The sequence below is a fragment of the Porphyromonas sp. oral taxon 279 str. F0450 genome (assembly GCF_000292995.1).
GTDB classification, from domain to species: Bacteria; Bacteroidota; Bacteroidia; order Bacteroidales; family Porphyromonadaceae; genus Porphyromonas; species Porphyromonas pasteri.
Window position 1 is genome coordinate 1 of the sequence record NZ_ALKJ01000010.1, and the last position, 19397, is coordinate 19397.

15 protein-coding genes and 1 tRNA gene are annotated in these 19397 nt (G+C 54.5%); 9 read left to right on the forward strand and 7 right to left on the reverse strand.

What is annotated here, in order from left to right:
- Window positions 1–100: 100 nt before the first annotated feature.
- Window positions 101–174 (reverse strand) — tRNA-Met (locus HMPREF1323_RS01080).
- Window positions 175–576: 402 nt separating this feature from the next.
- On the opposite strand from HMPREF1323_RS01080, the gene HMPREF1323_RS01085 reads away from it, so the two are divergent.
- From HMPREF1323_RS01085 to menA, 3 genes are read left to right on the forward strand one after another with little or no spacing between them, the layout of a single operon-like run.
- On the forward strand, window positions 577–1239 hold the full coding sequence (locus HMPREF1323_RS01085) for a cell division ATP-binding protein FtsE (protein WP_009432366.1): 663 nt from the start codon (window positions 577–579) through the stop codon (window positions 1237–1239).
- 59 nt (window positions 1240–1298) lie between these two features.
- Entirely contained in the window at window positions 1299–2651 is a 1353-nt protein-coding gene (locus HMPREF1323_RS01090; protein ID WP_044123858.1) for an aspartate kinase, read from the forward strand.
- 1 nt (window position 2652) lies between these two features.
- Window positions 2653–3540, forward strand: a complete 888-nt coding sequence (gene menA, locus HMPREF1323_RS01095; protein WP_009432405.1) for a 1,4-dihydroxy-2-naphthoate octaprenyltransferase — start codon at window positions 2653–2655, stop codon at window positions 3538–3540.
- Window positions 3541–3631: 91 nt separating this feature from the next.
- Here the strand turns inward: menA and HMPREF1323_RS01100 are convergent, their stop codons facing one another.
- The 6 genes from HMPREF1323_RS01100 to secDF all read right to left on the reverse strand — a co-directional run bounded on the left by HMPREF1323_RS01100 (window position 3632) and on the right by secDF (window position 11948).
- A complete protein-coding gene (locus HMPREF1323_RS01100) occupies window positions 3632–4312 on the reverse strand; it encodes a CTP--phosphocholine cytidylyltransferase (RefSeq protein ID WP_044123859.1) in 681 nt (226 codons plus the stop codon).
- A complete protein-coding gene (locus HMPREF1323_RS09330; protein ID WP_009432391.1) occupies window positions 4309–5289 on the reverse strand; it encodes a DMT family transporter in 981 nt (326 codons plus the stop codon). The genes HMPREF1323_RS01100 and HMPREF1323_RS09330 overlap by 4 nt, the downstream gene beginning before the upstream one ends.
- Window positions 5279–6883, reverse strand: coding sequence for a phosphotransferase (locus HMPREF1323_RS01105; protein WP_009432334.1), 1605 nt, complete (start codon window positions 6881–6883; stop codon window positions 5279–5281). The genes HMPREF1323_RS09330 and HMPREF1323_RS01105 overlap by 11 nt, the downstream gene beginning before the upstream one ends.
- 18 nt (window positions 6884–6901) lie before the next feature.
- Window positions 6902–7741, reverse strand: a complete 840-nt coding sequence (locus HMPREF1323_RS01110) for a LicD family protein (protein WP_198004360.1) — start codon at window positions 7739–7741, stop codon at window positions 6902–6904.
- A gap of 116 nt (window positions 7742–7857) precedes the next feature.
- Window positions 7858–8643, reverse strand: a complete 786-nt coding sequence (locus HMPREF1323_RS01115) for an SDR family NAD(P)-dependent oxidoreductase (protein ID WP_009432379.1) — start codon at window positions 8641–8643, stop codon at window positions 7858–7860.
- 377 nt (window positions 8644–9020) lie between these two features.
- Complete coding sequence (gene secDF, locus HMPREF1323_RS01120) at window positions 9021–11948, reverse strand: protein translocase subunit SecDF (RefSeq protein ID WP_009432409.1); 2928 nt, start codon at window positions 11946–11948, stop codon at window positions 9021–9023.
- Window positions 11949–12716: 768 nt separating this feature from the next.
- Between secDF and HMPREF1323_RS01125 the strand changes: the two genes are divergently transcribed.
- The 6 genes from HMPREF1323_RS01125 to HMPREF1323_RS01150 all read left to right on the forward strand — a co-directional run bounded on the left by HMPREF1323_RS01125 (window position 12717) and on the right by HMPREF1323_RS01150 (window position 19380).
- The gene (locus tag HMPREF1323_RS01125; protein ID WP_044123860.1) at window positions 12717–13679 is read left to right on the forward strand and encodes an NAD(P)-dependent oxidoreductase; all 963 of its coding nucleotides are present in this window, start codon (window positions 12717–12719) and stop codon (window positions 13677–13679) included.
- A gap of 32 nt (window positions 13680–13711) precedes the next feature.
- Window positions 13712–15595 carry a GH32 C-terminal domain-containing protein gene (locus HMPREF1323_RS01130; protein ID WP_009432325.1) on the forward strand — a complete coding sequence of 628 codons (1884 nt, stop codon included), beginning with the start codon at window positions 13712–13714 and terminating at the stop codon, window positions 15593–15595.
- A gap of 61 nt (window positions 15596–15656) precedes the next feature.
- On the forward strand, window positions 15657–16682 hold the full coding sequence (tsaD, locus tag HMPREF1323_RS01135; protein WP_009432375.1) for a tRNA (adenosine(37)-N6)-threonylcarbamoyltransferase complex transferase subunit TsaD: 1026 nt from the start codon (window positions 15657–15659) through the stop codon (window positions 16680–16682).
- 15 nt (window positions 16683–16697) lie between these two features.
- Window positions 16698–17192: a CinA family protein gene (locus HMPREF1323_RS01140; RefSeq protein WP_009432346.1), complete on the forward strand. Its 495-nt coding sequence runs from the start codon at window positions 16698–16700 to the stop codon at window positions 17190–17192.
- A 31-nt stretch (window positions 17193–17223) separates the two neighbouring features.
- Window positions 17224–18522 carry a PDZ domain-containing protein gene (locus tag HMPREF1323_RS01145; RefSeq protein ID WP_009432402.1) on the forward strand — a complete coding sequence of 433 codons (1299 nt, stop codon included), beginning with the start codon at window positions 17224–17226 and terminating at the stop codon, window positions 18520–18522.
- Between the two features lie 6 nt (window positions 18523–18528).
- The gene (locus tag HMPREF1323_RS01150; protein WP_009432339.1) at window positions 18529–19380 is read left to right on the forward strand and encodes a CvfB family protein; all 852 of its coding nucleotides are present in this window, start codon (window positions 18529–18531) and stop codon (window positions 19378–19380) included.
- Window positions 19381–19397 lie beyond the last annotated feature (17 nt).

The window sequence follows — 19397 nt, forward strand, 5'->3', positions numbered from 1 at the left end:
GGGAGCGCCCCAGCGATATCGCTGGGGCGCTCCCGTATCCTTTCGGCTCCGTATAAAAGAAAAAGACGATACACCTCGTAGGTGTATCGTCCGTGTTTCGTAGCGAGAGGGGGACTTGAACCCCCGACCTTCGGATTATGAATCCGACGCTCTAACCAGCTGAGCTATCTCGCCGCCTCTTGTAAAAGCACTGCAAAGGTAGCACAAAGCTTTTATATATGCAAGAAGTCACACCGACTTCCTCGCTCTCCCCTTTCTCCATCTATTAGATAGAGCGCCACCACTCTCAAGGGGAAAAGACATTATCCTCGCGATAGAGACTTACCTACCCGCTGAAATAAAGCTGCTAAGCTATAGAGTCATATCGCTATCTATGTACGTGGTCTTAAAGTCTACGCACGTAAATCATAGCGACTACGTACCTGGATTTTAGATCCACGTACGTAGATATAGATCAAGCTATACGCCTCAAGAGGAAGATCTGACGGAGAAGAGAAGTATCCCACCACTCTCCATAGTCCCAGCATGGGCACGTTTGCGTATCTTTGTAGGTAAATAGTTATATAGATAAGACCTATGGCTGAAAAGAAATGGCTGCTGGACTTCCAAGGCGTCCAGATTGCCCGCCACGAACATATCCTCTTCGAGCAGCTGGATCTGCAGGTTGCCGCAGGCGAATTCGTCTACCTCACCGGCCCTGTAGGCTCGGGGAAGAGCACGCTACTGAAGACCATCTCCGCCGAAGTTCCCCTCACCAAGGGAAAGGCCAACGTCATGGGCTTCGACCTCTCTCACATCAAGAGCAAAGAGCTACCGAAGCTACGTCGCCGCCTTGGCATCGTCTTCCAGAACTTCCAGCTCCTGCCCGACCAGACCGTGCATGACAACCTCGATATCGTGCTGCGGGCCTTCGGTGTCAGCCGAAGTAGCGAACGCGAGAGCCTCATCAACGAGGCGCTCCAGGATGTCGGCCTTGAGACAAAGAGCTATAAGTATCCACACGAACTCTCTGGCGGTGAGCAGCAGCGTGTCGCCATCGCCCGTGCCCTCATCGGCCGTCCCGAGCTCATCCTCGCCGACGAACCTACGGGGAACCTCGATGCAGAAAATGGCTTGGCTATCGCCGAGCTCCTGCACCGCCTCACCAAGGAGCGTGGTACAGCCGTCATCATGGCTACGCACAACCGTCAGGTCCTCGAGTACTATCCCGCTCGCTGTATCGCCCTCGACACGCTCTAAGCCCCGAGCGAGCATACAGCTCCATTCCCTCGACACGTACCCCCTAAGACACGAAGCCGTTGAAAGTAATGAAGTTCGGAGGCACCTCCGTTGCCTCTGCCCAGCGCATAGCCCACGTAGCAGACCTCATCACAGCTACCGATGAGCCTAAGATTGTTGTCCTCTCGGCTATGGCCGGTACGACAAACGCCCTCGTAGAGATCGGGCACCAGCTCATGGCCCATCACCGCCATGAGGCTCTCACCATCCTCACGAAGCTCAAGCACAAGTACGAGCAAGAGACGCAGCTGCTCTTCCCCGACAAGCACAGCTACGACCGTGCCTGGACCTTGGTCAATGAGACGTTCTTCTTCCTCGAGCAGCTCTGCTACTCGGATACCTTCACGCTCTTTGACGAGAAGAAGATCCTGGCACGTGGGGAGCTCCTCAGCACAGCGATGATGCTGCGTCACCTCGAGGATCGAGGTGTACGTGCGGTCGGCCTCCCGGCACTGGAGTACATGCGTACCAATAAGCAGGCTGAGCCCGATGAAGACTATATCCAAGCCCATCTCTCGGAGCTCATCAAGCGAGCACCCGAGGGTACGCAGCTCTTCATCACGGAGGGCTACATCTGTCGCAATGCCTTCGGCGATATCGACAACCTGCAGCGCGGGGGTAGCGACTATACCGCCACGCTCATCGGTGCCGCCCTCGAGGTCGATGAGATCCAGATCTGGACGGATATTGATGGCATGCACAACAACGACCCCCGTATCGTCGATGCTACGGCTCCCGTACGTCGCCTCCACTTCGAGGAAGCCTCTGAGCTGGCGTATTTCGGGGCGAAGATCCTTCACCCCACCTGTATCCAGCCCGCCAAGCGCCGCCACATCCCCGTGCGTCTGCTGAATACGATGGCGCCCGATGCCCCAGGCACGCTCATCTCCCTCGACACCGATAAGGATATGATCAAGGCAGTGGCAGCGAAGGACAACATCACGATGATCCGCATCCGTAGCAATCATCAGCTCTCCCACTGGAGCTTTATGGGGAAGGTCTTTGCACTCTTTGAGCACCACTGCATCCCCATTGATATGATCGCTTCGACCGAAGCCTCTATCTCCCTCACCATTGAGCGCAGCACGCTCCCCGATGACCTACGTCACAGCCTCCAGGGCTTGGGTAGCATCGACGTCGAGCACGACATGACCATCGTCTGTGTCGTCGGCGACATGGAGTGGGACAACGTGGGCTTTGAGGCACAGATCCTGAACGCCCTCAGCGAGATCCCCGTGCGCATGATCTCCTACGGCGGTAGCGACTACAACCTCACCGTACTCGTCGAAGCTGCGGACAAGCGCCGCACGCTCCTCGCCCTGAGCGACCACCTCTTCGGCTCTAAGGATGCCAAGAAGGGAGCAGATAAGTAGCATGGCCTCCTCGCAGCCTACCCGCACACAGCTCTGGCTGGGGCTCACTCGCCCACGCACCCTGCTCTCGGGGCTTAGTGCCGTCCTCGTAGCGATCTTCTACGCGGCCTTCATCGGACCTATCGATCCGCTACGCACGGCCCTGCTTCTCGTCGTCGCCATCAGCGCACAGATCGGGAGCAACATTGCCAACGACCTCATTGACTTCAAGAAGGGCGCCGACACCGAGGAGCGCACAGGGCCACTCCGCCCCCTCTCCAAGGGACTCCTCACCGAAGGCGAGGTACGCCGTGCGCTATACATCAGCCTCTTTGTCTTCCTCGCCAGCGGTATCACGCTCGTGGCGCTCACCTCGTGGTGGCTGCTGCTCGTGGGACTGGCTGTCGGGCTGGGCATCTTCGCCTACTCGGGCGGGCCTTATCCGCTCTCCTATCACGGGCTGGGCGATTTGGCGGTGCTGATCTTCTTCGGCTGGGTGCCTGTGGTGACGAGCTTCTTCATCTTGCGTGGGACGATCGCTGACCCCGTGCTGTGGCACTTAGCTACGGCGATCGGTCTAGCGAGCGTGAATATCCTCATCGTGAATAACTACCGCGACGTCGACGAAGACCGCAAGGCTGGCAAGCGCACGCTCATCGTGCGGATGGGCCGTGACTTCGCGCCACGCTTCTACCTCACCTGCGGGCTGCTCTCGATGGGCTTCCTTTATCCTATCTATAGCTTCTGGGGAATGCTCCTCATGCTGCCCTACGTCGTCGTCTTCTCGATGACGCACCGCCAGCTGCAGGAGTCCGAAGGCAGCGAGCTCAACAAGGCGCTCGGTGCTACGGCACGCAACGTCTTCTTCCTCGCCCTCCTCATCGGCGCCATGCTCCTTCTGAGAGCTTAGCCCTCGCCCCAACCGCATCAACGCACCTCGCCCCGCTACGGAAGCCTGACGGCTCGTAGCGGGGCGAGGTTTATTGTGAAGTGAGTATCTTTTATGCGTGCTGTGTCAGTAAAGCCTCAAGAGCCCTAAGTTCAGGCACGGTGTCTATCTCATAGATTTGCGTAGGTCTGCAATAAATAGTGAGTTCATCTTGAAGCTGCAACACAGCGTCATCCCAAAATAATGATTCGAACTCACCACTAGCAACCAACTCATCGATACGCATCCGTATTTTCGTCGCATCATCATAAGTCCAGTAGGATATCCCTGATAAAATATACCCTGTACCACTCTGTGGACGGATTTCCTTGACCAGCTGATTATCATCAAGAGTTAACCCCCATTCATTTTCATATTCCTCCCGATAAGCGGCAAAATATGTAGAGTGAGTAATGTCGGACTCCAGGCAATTCGCAGGCATGTAGACGTCCCCTTCAAGGACATAGCTATCCCCAAACTCCTCTCGAACTAGGTAGAGCGAGTATATATTATTGTACTCATTATAGTACTCATTATGCACGATCTTGACTCCATAGCGGGTCTTCAAGTAATCGAGGCTATCTGCACGATAGCCCGAAACTATAGTGATATCAGTAATACCAGACTCATGAAGAAAGTGAATTTGTTGCTCTATCATAGGAGTCCCCAATACTGGCACAAGACACTTGGGACGGTCATTGGTAAGCGGGCGAAGTCTAGTACCTAGACCTGCAGCAAGAATAATGGCATTCATTGATTTATCGAAGAGGATGAGGACTTAGAAGCTGGTAGCATGGCGTAACAAACTCCGAGTAGGACTAGGAGACTTCCTGCAAAGACAGAAAGATGAAACGGCTGATTAAGAAAAAGAAGGGATAATATGACTCCCCAAGCGGAATAGGTGATATTCAAGCCTAAAGCTCGAGCTGGGCCAATAGCATCTATTGAAGAATACCATGCAAGAAAAGAGCTCATACCAACCCCCGCAGTGAGAGCTAATAGATACAGTACAGACACCGACGTCGAGAAGACGGAAATAATGGGCTTCAATTCAACAAGTCCACTCCCCAATAACATTATCACCAAGAGATAGGAGACAGCAGAAGTTGATTCTCGCAGGAGAAGAGCCGTAGAAGGAGTGATCTTATCACTACGCATACCATACGCACATACAACACTCTCAGAAGCCCACCCTAAAGCTGCTATCATAGCATACTTGAGTGATGAGAATGTAAACTCCCCTCCCCCTTGCTCTGGCGAATAGGCGGTCAGCACTACACCGACAAGACAAACAGAGAGTCCAATCCAGGTACGACGACTGACCTGCTCTTTCAGAACTATTACCGATAACAGAGCTCCTAAAAGGGGATAGGAAGCTGTCACTGTCGTAGTCACAGCAACTCCTACATTAGAGATAGAAAGCAGATAGCAGGTCATTGCTAGTGGGCCACCTAGCAGAGCTCCCAACATACAGAAAAGGGCATCCCTACTCTTTGTAATCGCAGAAAGTTGCCCTACCCTCCCTCTAAAATAGAGTAATAGGAGTAACCAAAGGGCTGCGAAGCCATCATGAAGCATACTTATCCCAAGTACACTAGCAATAGAGTCATCCCCTACCGCTGTCAATACAAGGGAAATCAATAAAGCATCAACAGCCCAAGAGAGCCCAGAGTATCCCCCAGCAAGAATTCCTTTAAATCTATGGGGGGAATTACGGAAACTAAAACTCATGATTAACCCAGCGCTTGATATTCAGTAGAGCCCGAGCATATCTATCTGCCCCATACGAAGCAAAATCCTCACCTCCCGCTTCTTTGATATCAGTCCATAAGGACCAAAGCAAATCCATAAGGATCTGGTATATAAGAATTTTCTCTGACGCATCGGCAGGCACATCATTCAAATAATATCTAGCCAAGAAATAAGCCTGTGCTTCTGCGGAAAAAGAGCTCTCTAAGAAAAGAGCTGCAATATCCCAGTGAGGATCATTCATCCCTGAATATTCCCAGTCAATCAGATATAGATTACCCAAATTATCCTTGATAAAGTTCTCTGCTACAAGATCATTATGACATGGAGCCAATGAGACACCGAGCTCATTAATTCGGACTTGGAGATTAGGTACAATCAACAGTGCATCTTTATCCTCTACTGATATCCCTAACTCCTTTAAAGTATGCTTATACTTACGCAGCTCCGTAAACCCATTAAAGTCATTACTAAGCCTCATCGCAGAATCATGCAGCTTGTGCAAAATTTTTGCTATCCGATCAAGATATTCAACCCTCTGAATAGTAGCCTGCCCTAGTGGTTGTGCGCCAACAATGAAATCAGCCAACTTAATTCCTGTCTGAGCATCGAAATATCGGATGGGAGGATTAATTCCTAGCTGACAAGCGATCTGGGAGTTCGTATGCTCGTTACTCCGATCTACCATCGTCTCTGAGGCCACACCTGGGAGTCGCAACACATAGCTTTTCCCTGCATATTCTACTCGGAAATTCTTATTTGACATCCCCCCAACTGGAGCAATTACAACTTGAGAGGAGTCAATAGGAGTAGAGAATATGTGACTTAAATGTGCTACCAGGTTATCAATATTCAGGGGATTTTCCTTCCTAAGTAATCTGGGATAGATGTAGTTGACCATACGATGCTGGTCTTCGTCTGAGTCAATGTCTCCCCAAATTAAATCATTGAAGAATAGGGCCGGTCGCTCTATGGGATTAGTCACCTCCAATAAAGCATACTCATAGTTCAGCAATGGATTATTAGCAGCCTTCCATAGTGCGACCATACGCTCGAAGGTCTGAAGAGAAAGCCGCATAATCCCCAATAGCTCACCACTAATCGATGCTAGCTGATGCCGATCCTTACTTACTTTAGTTACAAATCCATGGGTAAGTCCAACAAATGCTTCATCTCCACTACCAGATTCCTCTGTCACAGAAAGGCAATCTCGATATGTGGTCTTTGTTAGGTCTTCTAGCACCCGACCTTCATAAAAGGTATCTCCCTCTATAAGCAGGAAGTCCTCTGTAAGCACCCCATGGAGCCGAGCAAGCGAACCCATAGAGCTTGTGAAGGCATAGTCTGGATTATATATAACAGAGATTCGGGAATCACTCTGAGCATAAGGTTCAAACAGATCGGAGCGATATCCTGTGACGATATATATACGCTCATAATTTAGCTGATCCAACAGGAGTAAAGTACGATCCAATAGACATACGCCATCGGCAATAGGCACTAAAGGATAGGGCAACTTCCCATTAAATTCTCGGCGAGCTGCCAAAATTACGGCGGTAGATATCTGCTCATTCATTATTCCCAAACTTTCATGTTATGACCTCTTATTCTCCAAGTGCCTACGTAGCTCGTCTATTTCCCATCTTCTGTCAAGATCGATGAAATAGCGGCCATGCACTGAGTAGCGCTGAGACTCTGGGGGTAGCTTCATATAATCACCATACTGCTGCGACAAGTAGGCGTGGTAATCTCGAGGCATACTTATAGAGAAGTCTTCAAAAGGAAGCTCAACTGGCTCAGCAAACCAGTCTTTGGGGAAGATTTCATGCTCTCGCGTATACTCAATACCATAGCAGATACCTTTATCCCCGGAGAAAGAGAGCATTTCTTTAAGCTGTCTTTCAGCACGAGCCCAAATAGATCTTCTGAAGGGACGACAGTAGCACATATGATAGAGCACTTTAGGAAGGCCCCTAAGAATACCATGCTGTGCAAGACGATCTTTAAATAGGCGCCAGTTGTAATGTTCTTGACCAAGAATATATAGTTGTATGGTCCGGCGATAGAGGTCTGCACGAGTGGCTATCTCCTGGAATGAACCAGACGTAAAGTCTAGCGGGAATATATCTACATATACCCCGAAGATAAATGGATACTCTGGCGTCTCCCAAACCGTCGTCCTCTTATCGGCAAACTTAGTTAGGGGAAGATAGTAACCATCATCCCCTAAGCACACAACTTCATAGTCTGGATACTTGCTCTGTAGCGATGTCCAAAGCGAAATAAAGCGATTATAATTCGCCCTATCCATATAGACATCAATATCATCATCCCAAGGGATCATCCCTGAATGTCGTACAGCTCCAATAGCAGTCCCACCACAGGCATAGTAAGTAATTTGATGTTCCTTGCAGAAGGAAATAAAGGCCTTCATTGTCTGTAACAAGACCTCCCTATAGCGATTATGTTGCTCAGCAGCCATTAGCATATATATTTAAACTATACAAAGTTACACAAACTATACAGAAGTAGTACGATCATCAACCACCATCAGCGCTTGTGGAGGCGGGCGACGACACGGAGGACAAAGGCTGTCGGGGCAAAGGGCACCAGGCGGAGCAGGAGGCGCTGCAGAAGCGGTGTGCCTGCGATGAGTTTCCTTCGACCTCGGAGCATCGCCTCGTAGCTACGGCGCGCCACGTCGTCGGGGCTTTGGGTAAGCTGGGCTGCAAGGCCCGTACCTTCGAGCTTCGCGGCAGCTTCGAAGCCCGTGCGCATCCCGCCAGGCAGGACGACAGTGGCCGTGACGCCCGTTCCCCGAAGCTCCTCGCTGAGTGCCAAGATCAGCGATGTGACGTAGGCCTTCGCTGCGAAGTACGTGGCTTGCCATGGCCCTGGGACGAGCGAGGCAATTGATGAGACATTGAGGATGCGCCCACTGCCTCGCGTGATGAAGCTCGGCAGGAAGAGCTTCGTCAGAGCCGTCAGCGCGGCGATGTCTACAGCCAGCAGGTTAGCGTCGTCCTCGAGGGAGCGCTCGGCAAGGCTCCCTTGTCCGCCCAGCCCCGCATTATTGATGAGGTAGTCGACCTGGAGGCCGAGGCGCTCCACTTCAGCGAAGAGCGAGGCGGGCGCATCGGGCTCAGCAAGGTCCTTCGCGAGGACGTGGACGGAGACGTGATGGGCTTGCTCCAGCTCGGCCTTGAGAGCGAGCAGACGCTCCTCACGGCGAGCGACAAGGATAAGGTTGCCCCCCAAGGAAGCATGCAGGCGGGCATAAGCTTCGCCGAGCCCACTGGAAGCCCCCGTGATAAGGGCGGTCTTAGCGTGATCCATACGATGGTAAAAAGGGGATTTTGTGCGCCCCAAAGTAGCCTACTTTTCGCCCTCAAGATGAGGCGTTCGGCACGAGAGATTAATCAACTGTTATACAAAGCGTTATAACGCCGTGCGAAGGTAGTCAGATTTTCGTGCGCACGAAAATATTTTTTTGTGCGCACGAAAATTTATTTCTGTGCGCATAGAAATTTACCGTCGTGCGCACGGCGATAAATTTTCATCCACAGGGAAGATATTTTTCCTCCCCACGAAAGTTAGTTTTCCTCCCCAGGAAAATACTTATCCCTGCCGAGGTAGGATGCTCCGCCTTCGGACAAAAGAAGAGCCCCGACTGGATACCAACCGGGGCCCTTGCCTATGAATGGGAGTGGCGATTACTTGCCAGCTGCCTTCAGGCTACGACGCTTAGCGACTTCGTAAGCGATAGGCGTAGCGACGAAGAGCGTGCAGTACGTACCGAAGATGACACCCAGGAGGATGGCGAAGGTGAAGCTACGCATCGTAGCACCGCCGAAGGCGAAGACGATCAGCATCACGAGCAGCGTCGTGAAGGACGTATTCAGCGTACGGGAGAGCGTAGAGTTCAGAGCGCCGTTGATGACCTGGAAGCGGTCGGCCTGAGGATGGTTGCCCACTTCTTCGCGGATACGGTCGAAGACGATCACGACGTCATTGATGGCGTAACCGATGATTGCCAGAAGTGCCGCGATGAAGTTCTGGTCGACCTCCATGGTGAAGGGCATGATCTTCCAGCAGAGGACGTAGATGGCGATGATCATCAGCGTCGTCACCGTGACCGAAGCAAAGGCACCGATAGAGAAGGCGACATTGCGGAAGCGGATGAGGATGTAGATCGCCATGAAGAGGAGCGAGAGACCGACAGCGATGAGGGCCTGCGTCTTGATGTCGTTAGACATGCTGGCGCTTACCTTCTGCGAGCTGACGATGTAGCTATCGAAGTCAGCCTTTGAGGGCGTCGTCTTGTAGAAGCTATTCAGACCCTTATAGAGCTTATCCTTGATCTGATCTTCGACAGCCTCGCCGGAGTCTTCGATGAGGTAGTTCGTAGACACGCGGATCTGGTCACCCTCGGTACCGATAGCGGTGAGGACGAGCTTCTGGTCGAGCTGAGGAGCGAGCTTCTCACGGACCTGCTGGTTGTCGACCTTCTGATCGAACTTGATGATGTAGTTACGACCACCCGAGAACTCGATACCGTTGTTCAGACCGACCGTGAAGAAGCCGACAAGACCAGCGATGATGAGGACGATGGGCAGGAGGTAACCCTTCATGCGAGCCCCGAGGAAGTTGTACGTGGGGTTCACGAGGAGGTTCTTCGTCATCGCCGTCGTGTAGGTCACGTTGTCGAGCTTGTGGCGCTTGTCCAGAGCTTCGAAGACCATACGGGTAAGGAAGACCGCCGTGATGAAGGAGGAGATAAGACCGATGATCAGGGTCGTAGCGAAGCCACGGATAGGTCCTGCACCGAAGTAGAAGAGGACGACACCGGTGATGATCGTCGTGAGGTTCGAGTCGAAGATAGCGCTGAAGGCATTGCCATAACCGTCGGCGATAGCGCGGGTCATACCCTTGCCGTTGCGCAGCTCTTCCTTGATACGCTCATTGATAAGCACGTTCGCGTCGACCGCCATACCGAGCGTGAGGACAAGACCGGCGATACCCGAGAGGGTGAGGACGGCGTTGAACGAAGCGAGGATACCGAGCGTGAAGAAGCTGTTGACGATGAGTGCGAGGTTGGCGATCATACCAGGGATGAAGCCGTAAGCCAGGCACATATAGACCATCAGGAGGACGAGTGCGATAGCGAAGGAGATGATACCAGCCTGGATAGAAGCCTTACCGAGGGTAGGACCGACGACGTTCTCCTGCTCGATGACGACGCTCGTCTCCATCTTACCCGAGTTCAGTACGTTCGCCAGGTCATTCGCTTCTTCGATGGTGAAGTTCCCCGTGATAGAGGAGTTACCACCAGTGATCTCGTTGTTGACGTTAGGCGCAGAGTAGACGACACCGTCGAGGACGATAGCGATAGAGCGGCCGATGCTTTCCTTCGTCAGGCGAGCCCAGATCTGAGCACCTTCCTGATTCATAGTCATAGAGACCTGAGGCTCAGCGCTACCGAGGCGGTTGTGGTCGACGTCTGCCTTAGCCGAAGTGACGACGTCACCCGAGAGGTCGGGCTTCATCGAGCGGTTCGTGCGGATAGCGTACAGCTCATAGATATTGGTGAGCTTACGCGTCTTGGGATCCTGGATGGGCTTAGCACCCCAGAGCAGGGTGAGGTCCTCAGGCAGGAGGTGATATTCAGTAGCCAGCGCCAGGAGCGAGTCGATCTTGTTGCGATCGCGGTCCTGAGCGAGACCGACGGTAGCACCGCCACGGCCTCCGAGCTGGAGGTACTTAGAGAGGGTATCAATAGAAGCGAGCTGCGAAGGAGCTGCGGCAGGAGCTACGAGAGCAGCGCTATCGTGAGCCGTGCTGTCATTAGCGGCTACCGAGTCAGCAGCTACGGGGATGGGGCGAGCAGCTGGAGTACCGAGAGCGAGCAGACGATCGCTGAGGCCAGCCAGGTCGTTAGCTACTTCATCAAAGGTATAGGTGCGCCAGAACTGGAGGTTAGCACTACGCTGCAAAAGTTCGCGTACACGCTCAGGATCCTTGACACCAGGGAGCTCGACGAGGATACGGCCCTGACCCTCGAGACGCTGGAGGTTAGGAGCGACGACACCGAAGCGGTCGATACGCGTACTCAGGACATTGAATGAGGCTTCGACAGCGCTGTTGTACTTCTCCTTCAGGAGCTCGATGACCTTATCCTCCGTGGTAGAGGGATTGATCTGGTCACGCAGGTCTCCCGAGCCGAAGACGACCGCAAGGTTTACCCCTGGGGAGAGCTTCTTATACTCGGCTACGAACTGATCGATGTAGTTGCCCTGTGAAGTGCTTTTCGAAGCAGCCTGGATGGCCTTCTGGAAATTGGGGTCATCGGTGTTGCCTGCGAGGCTCTTGACGAGGTCACCAGCATTAAGCTTGAGGATAACGTTCATCCCGCCCTTGAGGTCGAGCCCCAGGCCGATCTGTTGCTTGCGAGCTTCCTTGAGGGTGTATCCGAGGAACACCTTCTCGTTAGCCATGGAGTCGAGATAAGCCTTCCCTGCGACTTCGCCCATCTTCTCCGCCTTACCATCGTAGTGGTTAGTAATGAGGGAGAAGGACAGGTAAAACGCACAGATCAAAGCCAAGCTCACTGTGACGAAAGTCACAAATCCTTTGTTTTGCATCGTGTTGTATTACTTAATTGATTGTATCTTATTTCCTTTGTTATAGGGCACAATATGCCCACAAAAATAGCCGATTTTTCCGTAATATCCGCCACTTAGCACCTTCGCGTTACGTTTCCCCGCCGTAGTATCGTACGGGGAAGGGAGCGAAAGAGGGCTGCATCATCCCCCTTCCTCACCCTTCCACACAGCCAAATCCCCTGCTAAAGGGAAGGTATCAAGTCCCCCTGATCAACACACCACAGCTGATATACTGTCAGTTAGGCGCACCACCTCTTCCCCCAAGGGCCAACACTCTCGCAGGCAATGAAGAAGGACGAGAGGCCTAGCTCCACAAGCACCTTTATATAAGAGCAGGCGTCACACATCGTCAACATCCAAGTTGACTACTCTATAGAGAGGTGGTTGCAACCTATATTGGTCTCTGGGTGAACCTGTATAGGTCATCACGCCGACCTCTATTAGGTTGTTGCTCCGTGTAGGGATAAAAGTTGTGGACGAGTGGTAGATAAGTTTGGACTACGTACGTGGATCTAATATCTACGTACGTGGATATTTGGATTTACATGCCTGGTCTTTAAGACTACGTACATAGACAGAGGAAAACCACTACGGGAAGGCGCTTTACTCTTCACGAGAAGGACACTTTTCCCTACGCTGGATAAGAGGAATACGCACGATAAAGCACCCCTTACGCAAAAGGCTCTTATATCCTGCTTATTCCGTACCTTAGTGGAAGTATTCACCTCCCTACATCGCACTAAGATTATGGCTAAGATATTGGTGGCCTTCGACACGATCGACGAAGGCTTCGAGAAGATCGGTGCTGAGCACGAAGTCATCCGCCCCCCACGTGGACGGGACTTCACCCACGAAGAGCTATGCCAGCTCCTCCCCGAGGCTGATGTCCTCTGCACCTCCTTCGACTACCCAGCACGTGCCGAGCTCCTGCAGCATGGGGCGAAGCTCCGCCTGATAGCCAACTTCGGCGTCGGCTTCAACAACATTGATATCGACTACGCTTGCACCCACGGCATCGTCGTGACCAATACGCCTCAGGCCGTGATCATCCCGACGACGGAGCTTACTCTGGCACTCATGCTCGACTGCGCTCGCCGTGTCAGCGAACTTGACCGCCTCATCCGTCAGACACCTGGCAAGCGCCCCACCATCGGTCGCATGGGCTACCTCGGCGTGCACCTTGCAGGCAAGACGCTGGGGCTCATCGGCTACGGACGTATCGCTTCAGCCGTCGCTGAGCGCGCTCGCGCCTTCGGCATGAAGATCCTCTACTACAAGCGCACCCCACTGAGTGCAGACGAGGAGGCTCGCCAAGGGATCACCTATGCCCCGCTGGATGATCTCCTCTTCGGCTCCGACTTCATCTCGATCCACACACCCTACAGTGCCGAGACGCACCACTTCATCGGAGAGCGGGAGCTGGCACTGATGAAGCCTACCGCTATCTTCATCAATACCGCCCGTGGTGCCGTCGTCGACGAAGAGGCCCTCGTGAAGGCTCTTCAGACGGGCTACATCGCAGCGGCAGGGCTGGACGTCTTCGAGAATCAGGATAACCCCCACCCCACGCTCTGCACCCTCGACAACGTGTGCATGACCCCCCACACAGGTACCCAGACAGCTGATGCCCGCCGAGATATGAATGCGGAGATGCTGGAGAATGTCGTGCGCTTCCTCGCTGGACGTACCGACCTCAATCGCGTCGCATAGTCTCCCTCACCCTTGCCTCTATACAATTATATATGCGTAAGCTTACCGCTCTACTCTTCTCGCCACTGCTCGCCCTCAGCATCAGCTGCTCGAAGAGGTCCAACCCACCCGCTATGGAGATACTCCACCCCAACGACACGCTGACCCGCATTGAGATCAATAGCCCACAGCGCTACCTCCTCCTCCCCATCGAGGAGAGTCAGCCCGAGGTGCAGGTACGCCTCGTAGGCGACCGCCCCGAGGATACGTGGCTCGACATCCGTCTGGCCGTCGATAGCATCGACTACTATGTCCCCCTCGCCTTGCCCGAAGGCAAGAGTCCTACGACGGTAGAGATCATAGGTCTTGATAGGAAGGCGATTAGCTATGAGAAGATGCAGCTCGCCGATACCTTCGACACCTCCGCCAAGGACTATTACTGCCCTGCCTACCATCACAGCCCCGCCTATGGCTGGATGAACGACCCCAACGGCATGATCTACAAGGACGGCGTCTACCATCTCTACTATCAGTACAATCCCTATGGCTCGAAGTGGGGCAATATGTACTGGGGACACAGCTCCTCACGCGACCTCATTCACTGGGAGCACCACGATCTCGCCTTAGCACGTGACACCCTTGGGCACATCTTCTCGGGGAGTGCCATCCTCGACAAGCAAGGGACAGCGGGCTTCGGCAAGGATGCCATCCTCGCCTACTACACGGCTCACAATACGCATGCGGGGAAGCAGTGGCAAGCCCAGTGCTTGGCCTACAGCCTCGACAACGGGAAGACCTTCACGAAGTACGCTGGCAACCCTATCCTCACACCCTTCGATGGCGTCTCGGACTTCCGAGATCCTAAGGTCTTCTGGTACGCTCCCGAGAAGAGCTGGTACATGATCGTCTCAGCTGACAAGGAGATGCGCTTCTACCGCTCTCAGGATCTGAAGAAGTGGGACTACGTGAGTGCCTTCGGCGAAGGCTACGGAGCACGCCCCAACCAGTTTGAGTGCCCCGACTTCTTCCAGCTCACTGACGAGACGACGGGCAAGGAGAAGTGGGTGATGATCGTCAACATCAATCCAGGCTGTGCCTTCGGTGGGAGTGCTACCGAGTACTTCGTCGGCAGCTTCGATGGCAAGGAGTTCGTCCCCGAGACAGCGCCCGAGATCGCCCATTGGCTGGACTTCGGGAAGGACCACTATGCGCTGGTTACCTTCCACAACACAGGTGCCCGCACCATCGGCATCCCCTGGGTGAGCAACTGGCAGTATGCCAATGTCACTCCCTTCAAGCAGACACGAGGCATGAACGGCCTACCTCGTGATCTCTTCCTCTTCACGAAGGACGGCACAAGCTATGTAGGTGCCCACCCCTCAAAGGAGGTCGAAGCCCTGCGCAAGGAGCAGGTCAGTCTCAGCCTTCCCCAGAGTATCGGCGAAGAGGTACGCCTCCTCGATGCGCTCAAGGGACTTGAGGATAGCTTTGAGCTCGAGCTGGAGCTGACCCCAGCGGCGAAGACGACTCGTGTCGGCCTCGTCCTCAGCAACGAGATGGGCGATGAGCTACCCATCTACCTTGACTTAGAGAAGGAGCGCATCACTATGGATCGCACCAAGAGTGGACTCATAGACTTCGGCACGAAGGCGACACCTCACGACCGCGAGAGCAATGACTGGCGCGACCGCGATGGGGTGAACTATCAGAACGACTTCGCTATCGCTACATGGGCTCCCCTCAGTCTTTGCACAGGGAAGACCTATAAGCTCCGCCTCTTCGTAGACCGCAGTATGGCCGAGCTCTTTGTCCAAGGCGGACGCATCGCGATGACGAACCTCATCTTCCCCCGCAAGCCCTACTCGACCCTTCGCCTCTATAGCGAGGGTGGTGCTACCCAGCTCCACTCAGCGAAGCTCTACCGACTAGGACTATAGTTTTCGTACTTTTGTGCCGCATTAATAAGGTATAAATAGACAGACCATCCGATAGATCATCATGGATCATGAACCCATCATATTAGGGATTGAGAGTTCGTGCGACGACACCTCGGCAGCCGTCCTCGTAGGTCACAAGCTCCTGAGCAATGTCATCGCCTCACAAGCCGTCCACACCGCATACGGTGGTGTCGTGCCTGAGCTGGCCTCACGTGCCCACGAACAGAACATCGTCCCCGTCGTCAGCGAAGCCATCCGCCGCGCTGGCATTACAGCACAAGACCTCGACGCCATCGCCTTCACACGAGGCCCCGGGCTCTTAGGCTCTCTGCTTGTCGGGACGAACTTTGCCAAGGGGCTCTCCCTCTCGCTCGGTATCCCCATGGTAGAGGTCAACCATCTCCATGCGCACGTGCTGGCCCACTTCATCGAGGAGGAAGGCGAGGAGCATCAGAGCCCTGAGTTCCCCTTCCTCTGCCTCCTCGTCTCAGGTGGCAACTCGCAGATCATCCTCGTGCGCTCGGCCTCCGATATGGAGATCATCGGGCAGACCATCGACGATGCTGCGGGCGAAGCCTTCGATAAGTGTGCGAAGGTCATGGGGCTGGGTTACCCTGGTGGCCCTGTCGTCAACCGCCTTGCTAACGAAGGGAATCCGAAGGCTTTTGCCTTCAGCAAGCCCAACGTCCCAGGCTACGACTACAGCTTCAGCGGGCTCAAGACCTCCTTCCTCTATACCCTCCGTGATGAGCTGGAGAAGAATCCCAACTTCATCGAGGAGCGTAAGGCCGACCTCTGTGCCTCCCTCCAAGCTACCGTCATCGACATCCTGATGAAGAAGCTCCGCCAAGCAGCCAAGGACTTAGGCATCCGCCAGGTCGCTGTCGCTGGTGGCGTATCGGCCAATACAGGGCTGCGTGATGCCTTCCATGATCATGCTCGTCGCTATGGCTGGAAGGTCTTCATCCCAAAGTTCGCCTACACCACCGACAATGCTGCGATGGTCGCGATGAACGGCTACTTTAGCTTCATCGACGGCAAGCGCACCGAGCTTGACGCCGTACCCTTCGCCCGCGTCACCATGTAGCCAGAGACAACAGCTATGGATCAGACTCATCTCACTTCACTCACTGAGCTCCTCCTACAGCGAGGGCTCCATATCGCCACGGCTGAGAGCTGCACCCTCGGAGGCGTTGCCTCCACCTTGGGTAGTCACTCGGGCTCTTCGGCTTATCTCCAAGGGGGTATCATCGCCTATCAGTCCGACCTCAAGACCTCCCTCCTCGGCGTGCCGCCCGAGCTCATCGAGACCTACCACGTCGTCAGTGAAGAGGTCGCCTGCGCTATGGCTCTTGGAGCTATGGAGCAACTCCAAGCCGAGGTAGCTATCGCCACGACGGGGGTCGCTGGCCCTACGGGTGGTGATGCTGCGCATCCCGTAGGTACGATCTGCATCGCTGTCGTCTTCGAAGGGCCAAGAGGACCCGTCGTCAATTCGACCACCCTACGTCTATCAGGGAGCCGTGAGGAAAACATCTCCCAAGCGATCCAAGAGGCCCTGCACCTCACTCTACAGCTCCTCGAAGCTCATCCCTAACGATATATCCCGCTACATATAGACCGCTCTCATGATGCGTAAGCCCTACCACTGCCTTCGTTCGCTGGGGACAGCACTCACCCTACTCCTGCTTCCTTCGCTCTCCTCTTCTCCTCTACTGGCACAGTCCAGCGAGCAAGTATGCCGTATCGGCCTGTACTACAAGGTGCTCGGCGAGGGGACTAACAGCAAGAGTATCCCCGTGCTTACAGCAGTCCAGCCCTTTGGCCCCGCAGCCGTCGGGGGCTTCTTCCCTGGAGATCTCATTACCCAAATCGACGGGGTACCCACCACAGGACTCACGAAGCAGCAGATCAGCGAGCTCCTTGCAAGCCCCGTAGGCGAGCACCTCCTGACGATCGTGCGCATTGGCTCTGGCACTACGGCTCGCATCCTTCGTCCCAGCTGCAAGGCGCCCTATGCCCTCACCGAGCGTGAGCTGGCTACAGCCTTCAGCGGCTACAGCCCTATGGACCAAGCGAAGCAGCAGCGCACCCTCTCGTTTGCCTTCGAGGTCGGTACGCCCTTCGATTGGTCACAGGCCAAGACCTTTGCCTTCGCTCCTTCTGAAGGAGAACATCGTGACCTCTACGACATCGTGTACGGACAGATCGCGGGACTCTTAGAGGCACGCGGGCTGACGCAGCAAGCCAGTGGCCCCGACTTCGTCCTTGAGTGCTCGCGTAGTGAAGCTGAGGGAGGAGCACGCCTCTCCCTACAGGTCACTTCACCCAGCAAGCCCAATCAGACGCTGTGGAGCGGCACAAGCAGCCTGCCCAAGAGCACGAAGGAAGCGCAGCTCTATGCTCGTCAGGCCATCCCTGTAATGCTCCAAAGCTTCCCCTACCTCGCAGCATCTCAAGCAAACTATACTGAGGAGACGAGCCGCTACCTCTATACGGGTATCCTCTATGACAGCCGTGACCTCAGCCGTATCGTTGATGTAGAGGAAGGGTCGCCTGCCTTCACTGCAGGTCTACGTGTCGGTGATAAGGTGCTTCGCGTCAACGGCAAGCCTCTTAGCCCTACGACAGTCGCAGAACTCTCGTCACGCTACCGCAACTTCCTTGACGAGACCTACCGTTACCGCTCGGCTGAGGCTGTGCGTCCCGAGCAAGCCCCATGGAAGAGCAGCGACTACGGGAGTATCCGCAAGGCATTAGAGAAGGATAAGTACGCCAGCGTCTTCAGCTACCTATTCTTCTTCCGCCCCTACATCAATGAGACCGAGCAGACCGAGCTCATCTTCGAGATCGAACGTCACGGCGAGACCTACACGCTCAACCTCGCACCCGTCCTCCGCGATGAAACGGTCTTCATCCCCCAATAACGCCCTATGCAGCCTGCACCACTCTCAACCTATCAGCTCGGTCGCATCCAGTCACTCCCCATCCTACGCCTCGTATCGATAGGCGCCTACCTCGACGGGGGCATCCAAGACATCCTCCTTCCCCTGCGCTACCTCCCCGAGGGAGCTAAGGAGGGCGACATGGTCTCTGTCTTCGTCTATCACGACAACGAAGGGCGCCTCATAGCGACGACCCTCACGCCCTTAGCTCAGGTCGGGGAAGTGGGTTATCTCCGCTGCTCCTCCGTGACCGATGCAGGAGCCTTCCTCGAGTGGGGCATCCATAAAGATCTCTTCGTCCCCTTCCGCGAGCAGTCGACGAAGATGCAGGAGGGATATAGCTACATCGTCTACCTCTACATCGATGCCCTGAGCGGAAAGATCGTCGGCTCAGCACGCCTCTCCAAGCACCTCGATACGATGCCAGCTGACTACGCTCCAGGGACGAAGGTCAGCTGTATCGTCACCGAGCAACACGAGCTGGGCTACCGCTGCGTCATCGAGGACAAGCACTGGGGACTGCTCTACAGCGACACGGCACCACGTATGATCCAGCGCGGTGAGCGCATCGAAGCCTACGTCATCCGCCTCCGCGAAGAGGATAATAAGGTTGACCTCTCCTTCGTCCCCGTGGGCTATCAGAAGGTCGACGGTGAGCAGGCACGCCTGCTCACGATCCTCGAGAAGCATCACGGGCGTCTACCCATCGGTGACAAGAGCCCTGCAGAGGACGTCATGCGCCTCACGGGGATGAGCAAGAAGACCTTCAAGATGGTCCTTGGCTCACTCTATAAGGCGGGGCTCGTCACGCTCGCTCCGACAGAAGTTCGCAAGAAGTAGTGCCCTTCCCTCCCCAC

What these genes read in the sequence shown, in the direction of transcription:
- HMPREF1323_RS01105 (WP_009432334.1), bottom strand. Translation starts at nt 6,883, where the DNA reads ATGAATGAGCAGATATCTACCGCCGTAATTTTGGCAGCTCGCCGAGAA.
- HMPREF1323_RS01140 (WP_009432346.1), top strand. Translation starts at nt 16,698, where the DNA reads ATGGATCAGACTCATCTCACTTCACTCACTGAGCTCCTCCTACAGCGA.
- tsaD (WP_009432375.1), top strand. Translation starts at nt 15,657, where the DNA reads ATGGATCATGAACCCATCATATTAGGGATTGAGAGTTCGTGCGACGAC.
- menA (WP_009432405.1), top strand. Translation starts at nt 2,653, where the DNA reads ATGGCCTCCTCGCAGCCTACCCGCACACAGCTCTGGCTGGGGCTCACT.
- HMPREF1323_RS09330 (WP_009432391.1), bottom strand. Translation starts at nt 5,289, where the DNA reads ATGAGTTTTAGTTTCCGTAATTCCCCCCATAGATTTAAAGGAATTCTT.
- secDF (WP_009432409.1), bottom strand. Translation starts at nt 11,948, where the DNA reads ATGCAAAACAAAGGATTTGTGACTTTCGTCACAGTGAGCTTGGCTTTG.
- HMPREF1323_RS01100 (WP_044123859.1), bottom strand. Translation starts at nt 4,312, where the DNA reads ATGAATGCCATTATTCTTGCTGCAGGTCTAGGTACTAGACTTCGCCCG.
- HMPREF1323_RS01110 (WP_198004360.1), bottom strand. Translation starts at nt 7,741, where the DNA reads ATGAAGGCCTTTATTTCCTTCTGCAAGGAACATCAAATTACTTACTAT.
- HMPREF1323_RS01085 (WP_009432366.1), top strand. Translation starts at nt 577, where the DNA reads ATGGCTGAAAAGAAATGGCTGCTGGACTTCCAAGGCGTCCAGATTGCC.
- HMPREF1323_RS01150 (WP_009432339.1), top strand. Translation starts at nt 18,529, where the DNA reads ATGCAGCCTGCACCACTCTCAACCTATCAGCTCGGTCGCATCCAGTCA.
- HMPREF1323_RS01130 (WP_009432325.1), top strand. Translation starts at nt 13,712, where the DNA reads ATGCGTAAGCTTACCGCTCTACTCTTCTCGCCACTGCTCGCCCTCAGC.
- HMPREF1323_RS01125 (WP_044123860.1), top strand. Translation starts at nt 12,717, where the DNA reads ATGGCTAAGATATTGGTGGCCTTCGACACGATCGACGAAGGCTTCGAG.
- HMPREF1323_RS01145 (WP_009432402.1), top strand. Translation starts at nt 17,224, where the DNA reads ATGATGCGTAAGCCCTACCACTGCCTTCGTTCGCTGGGGACAGCACTC.
- HMPREF1323_RS01115 (WP_009432379.1), bottom strand. Translation starts at nt 8,643, where the DNA reads ATGGATCACGCTAAGACCGCCCTTATCACGGGGGCTTCCAGTGGGCTC.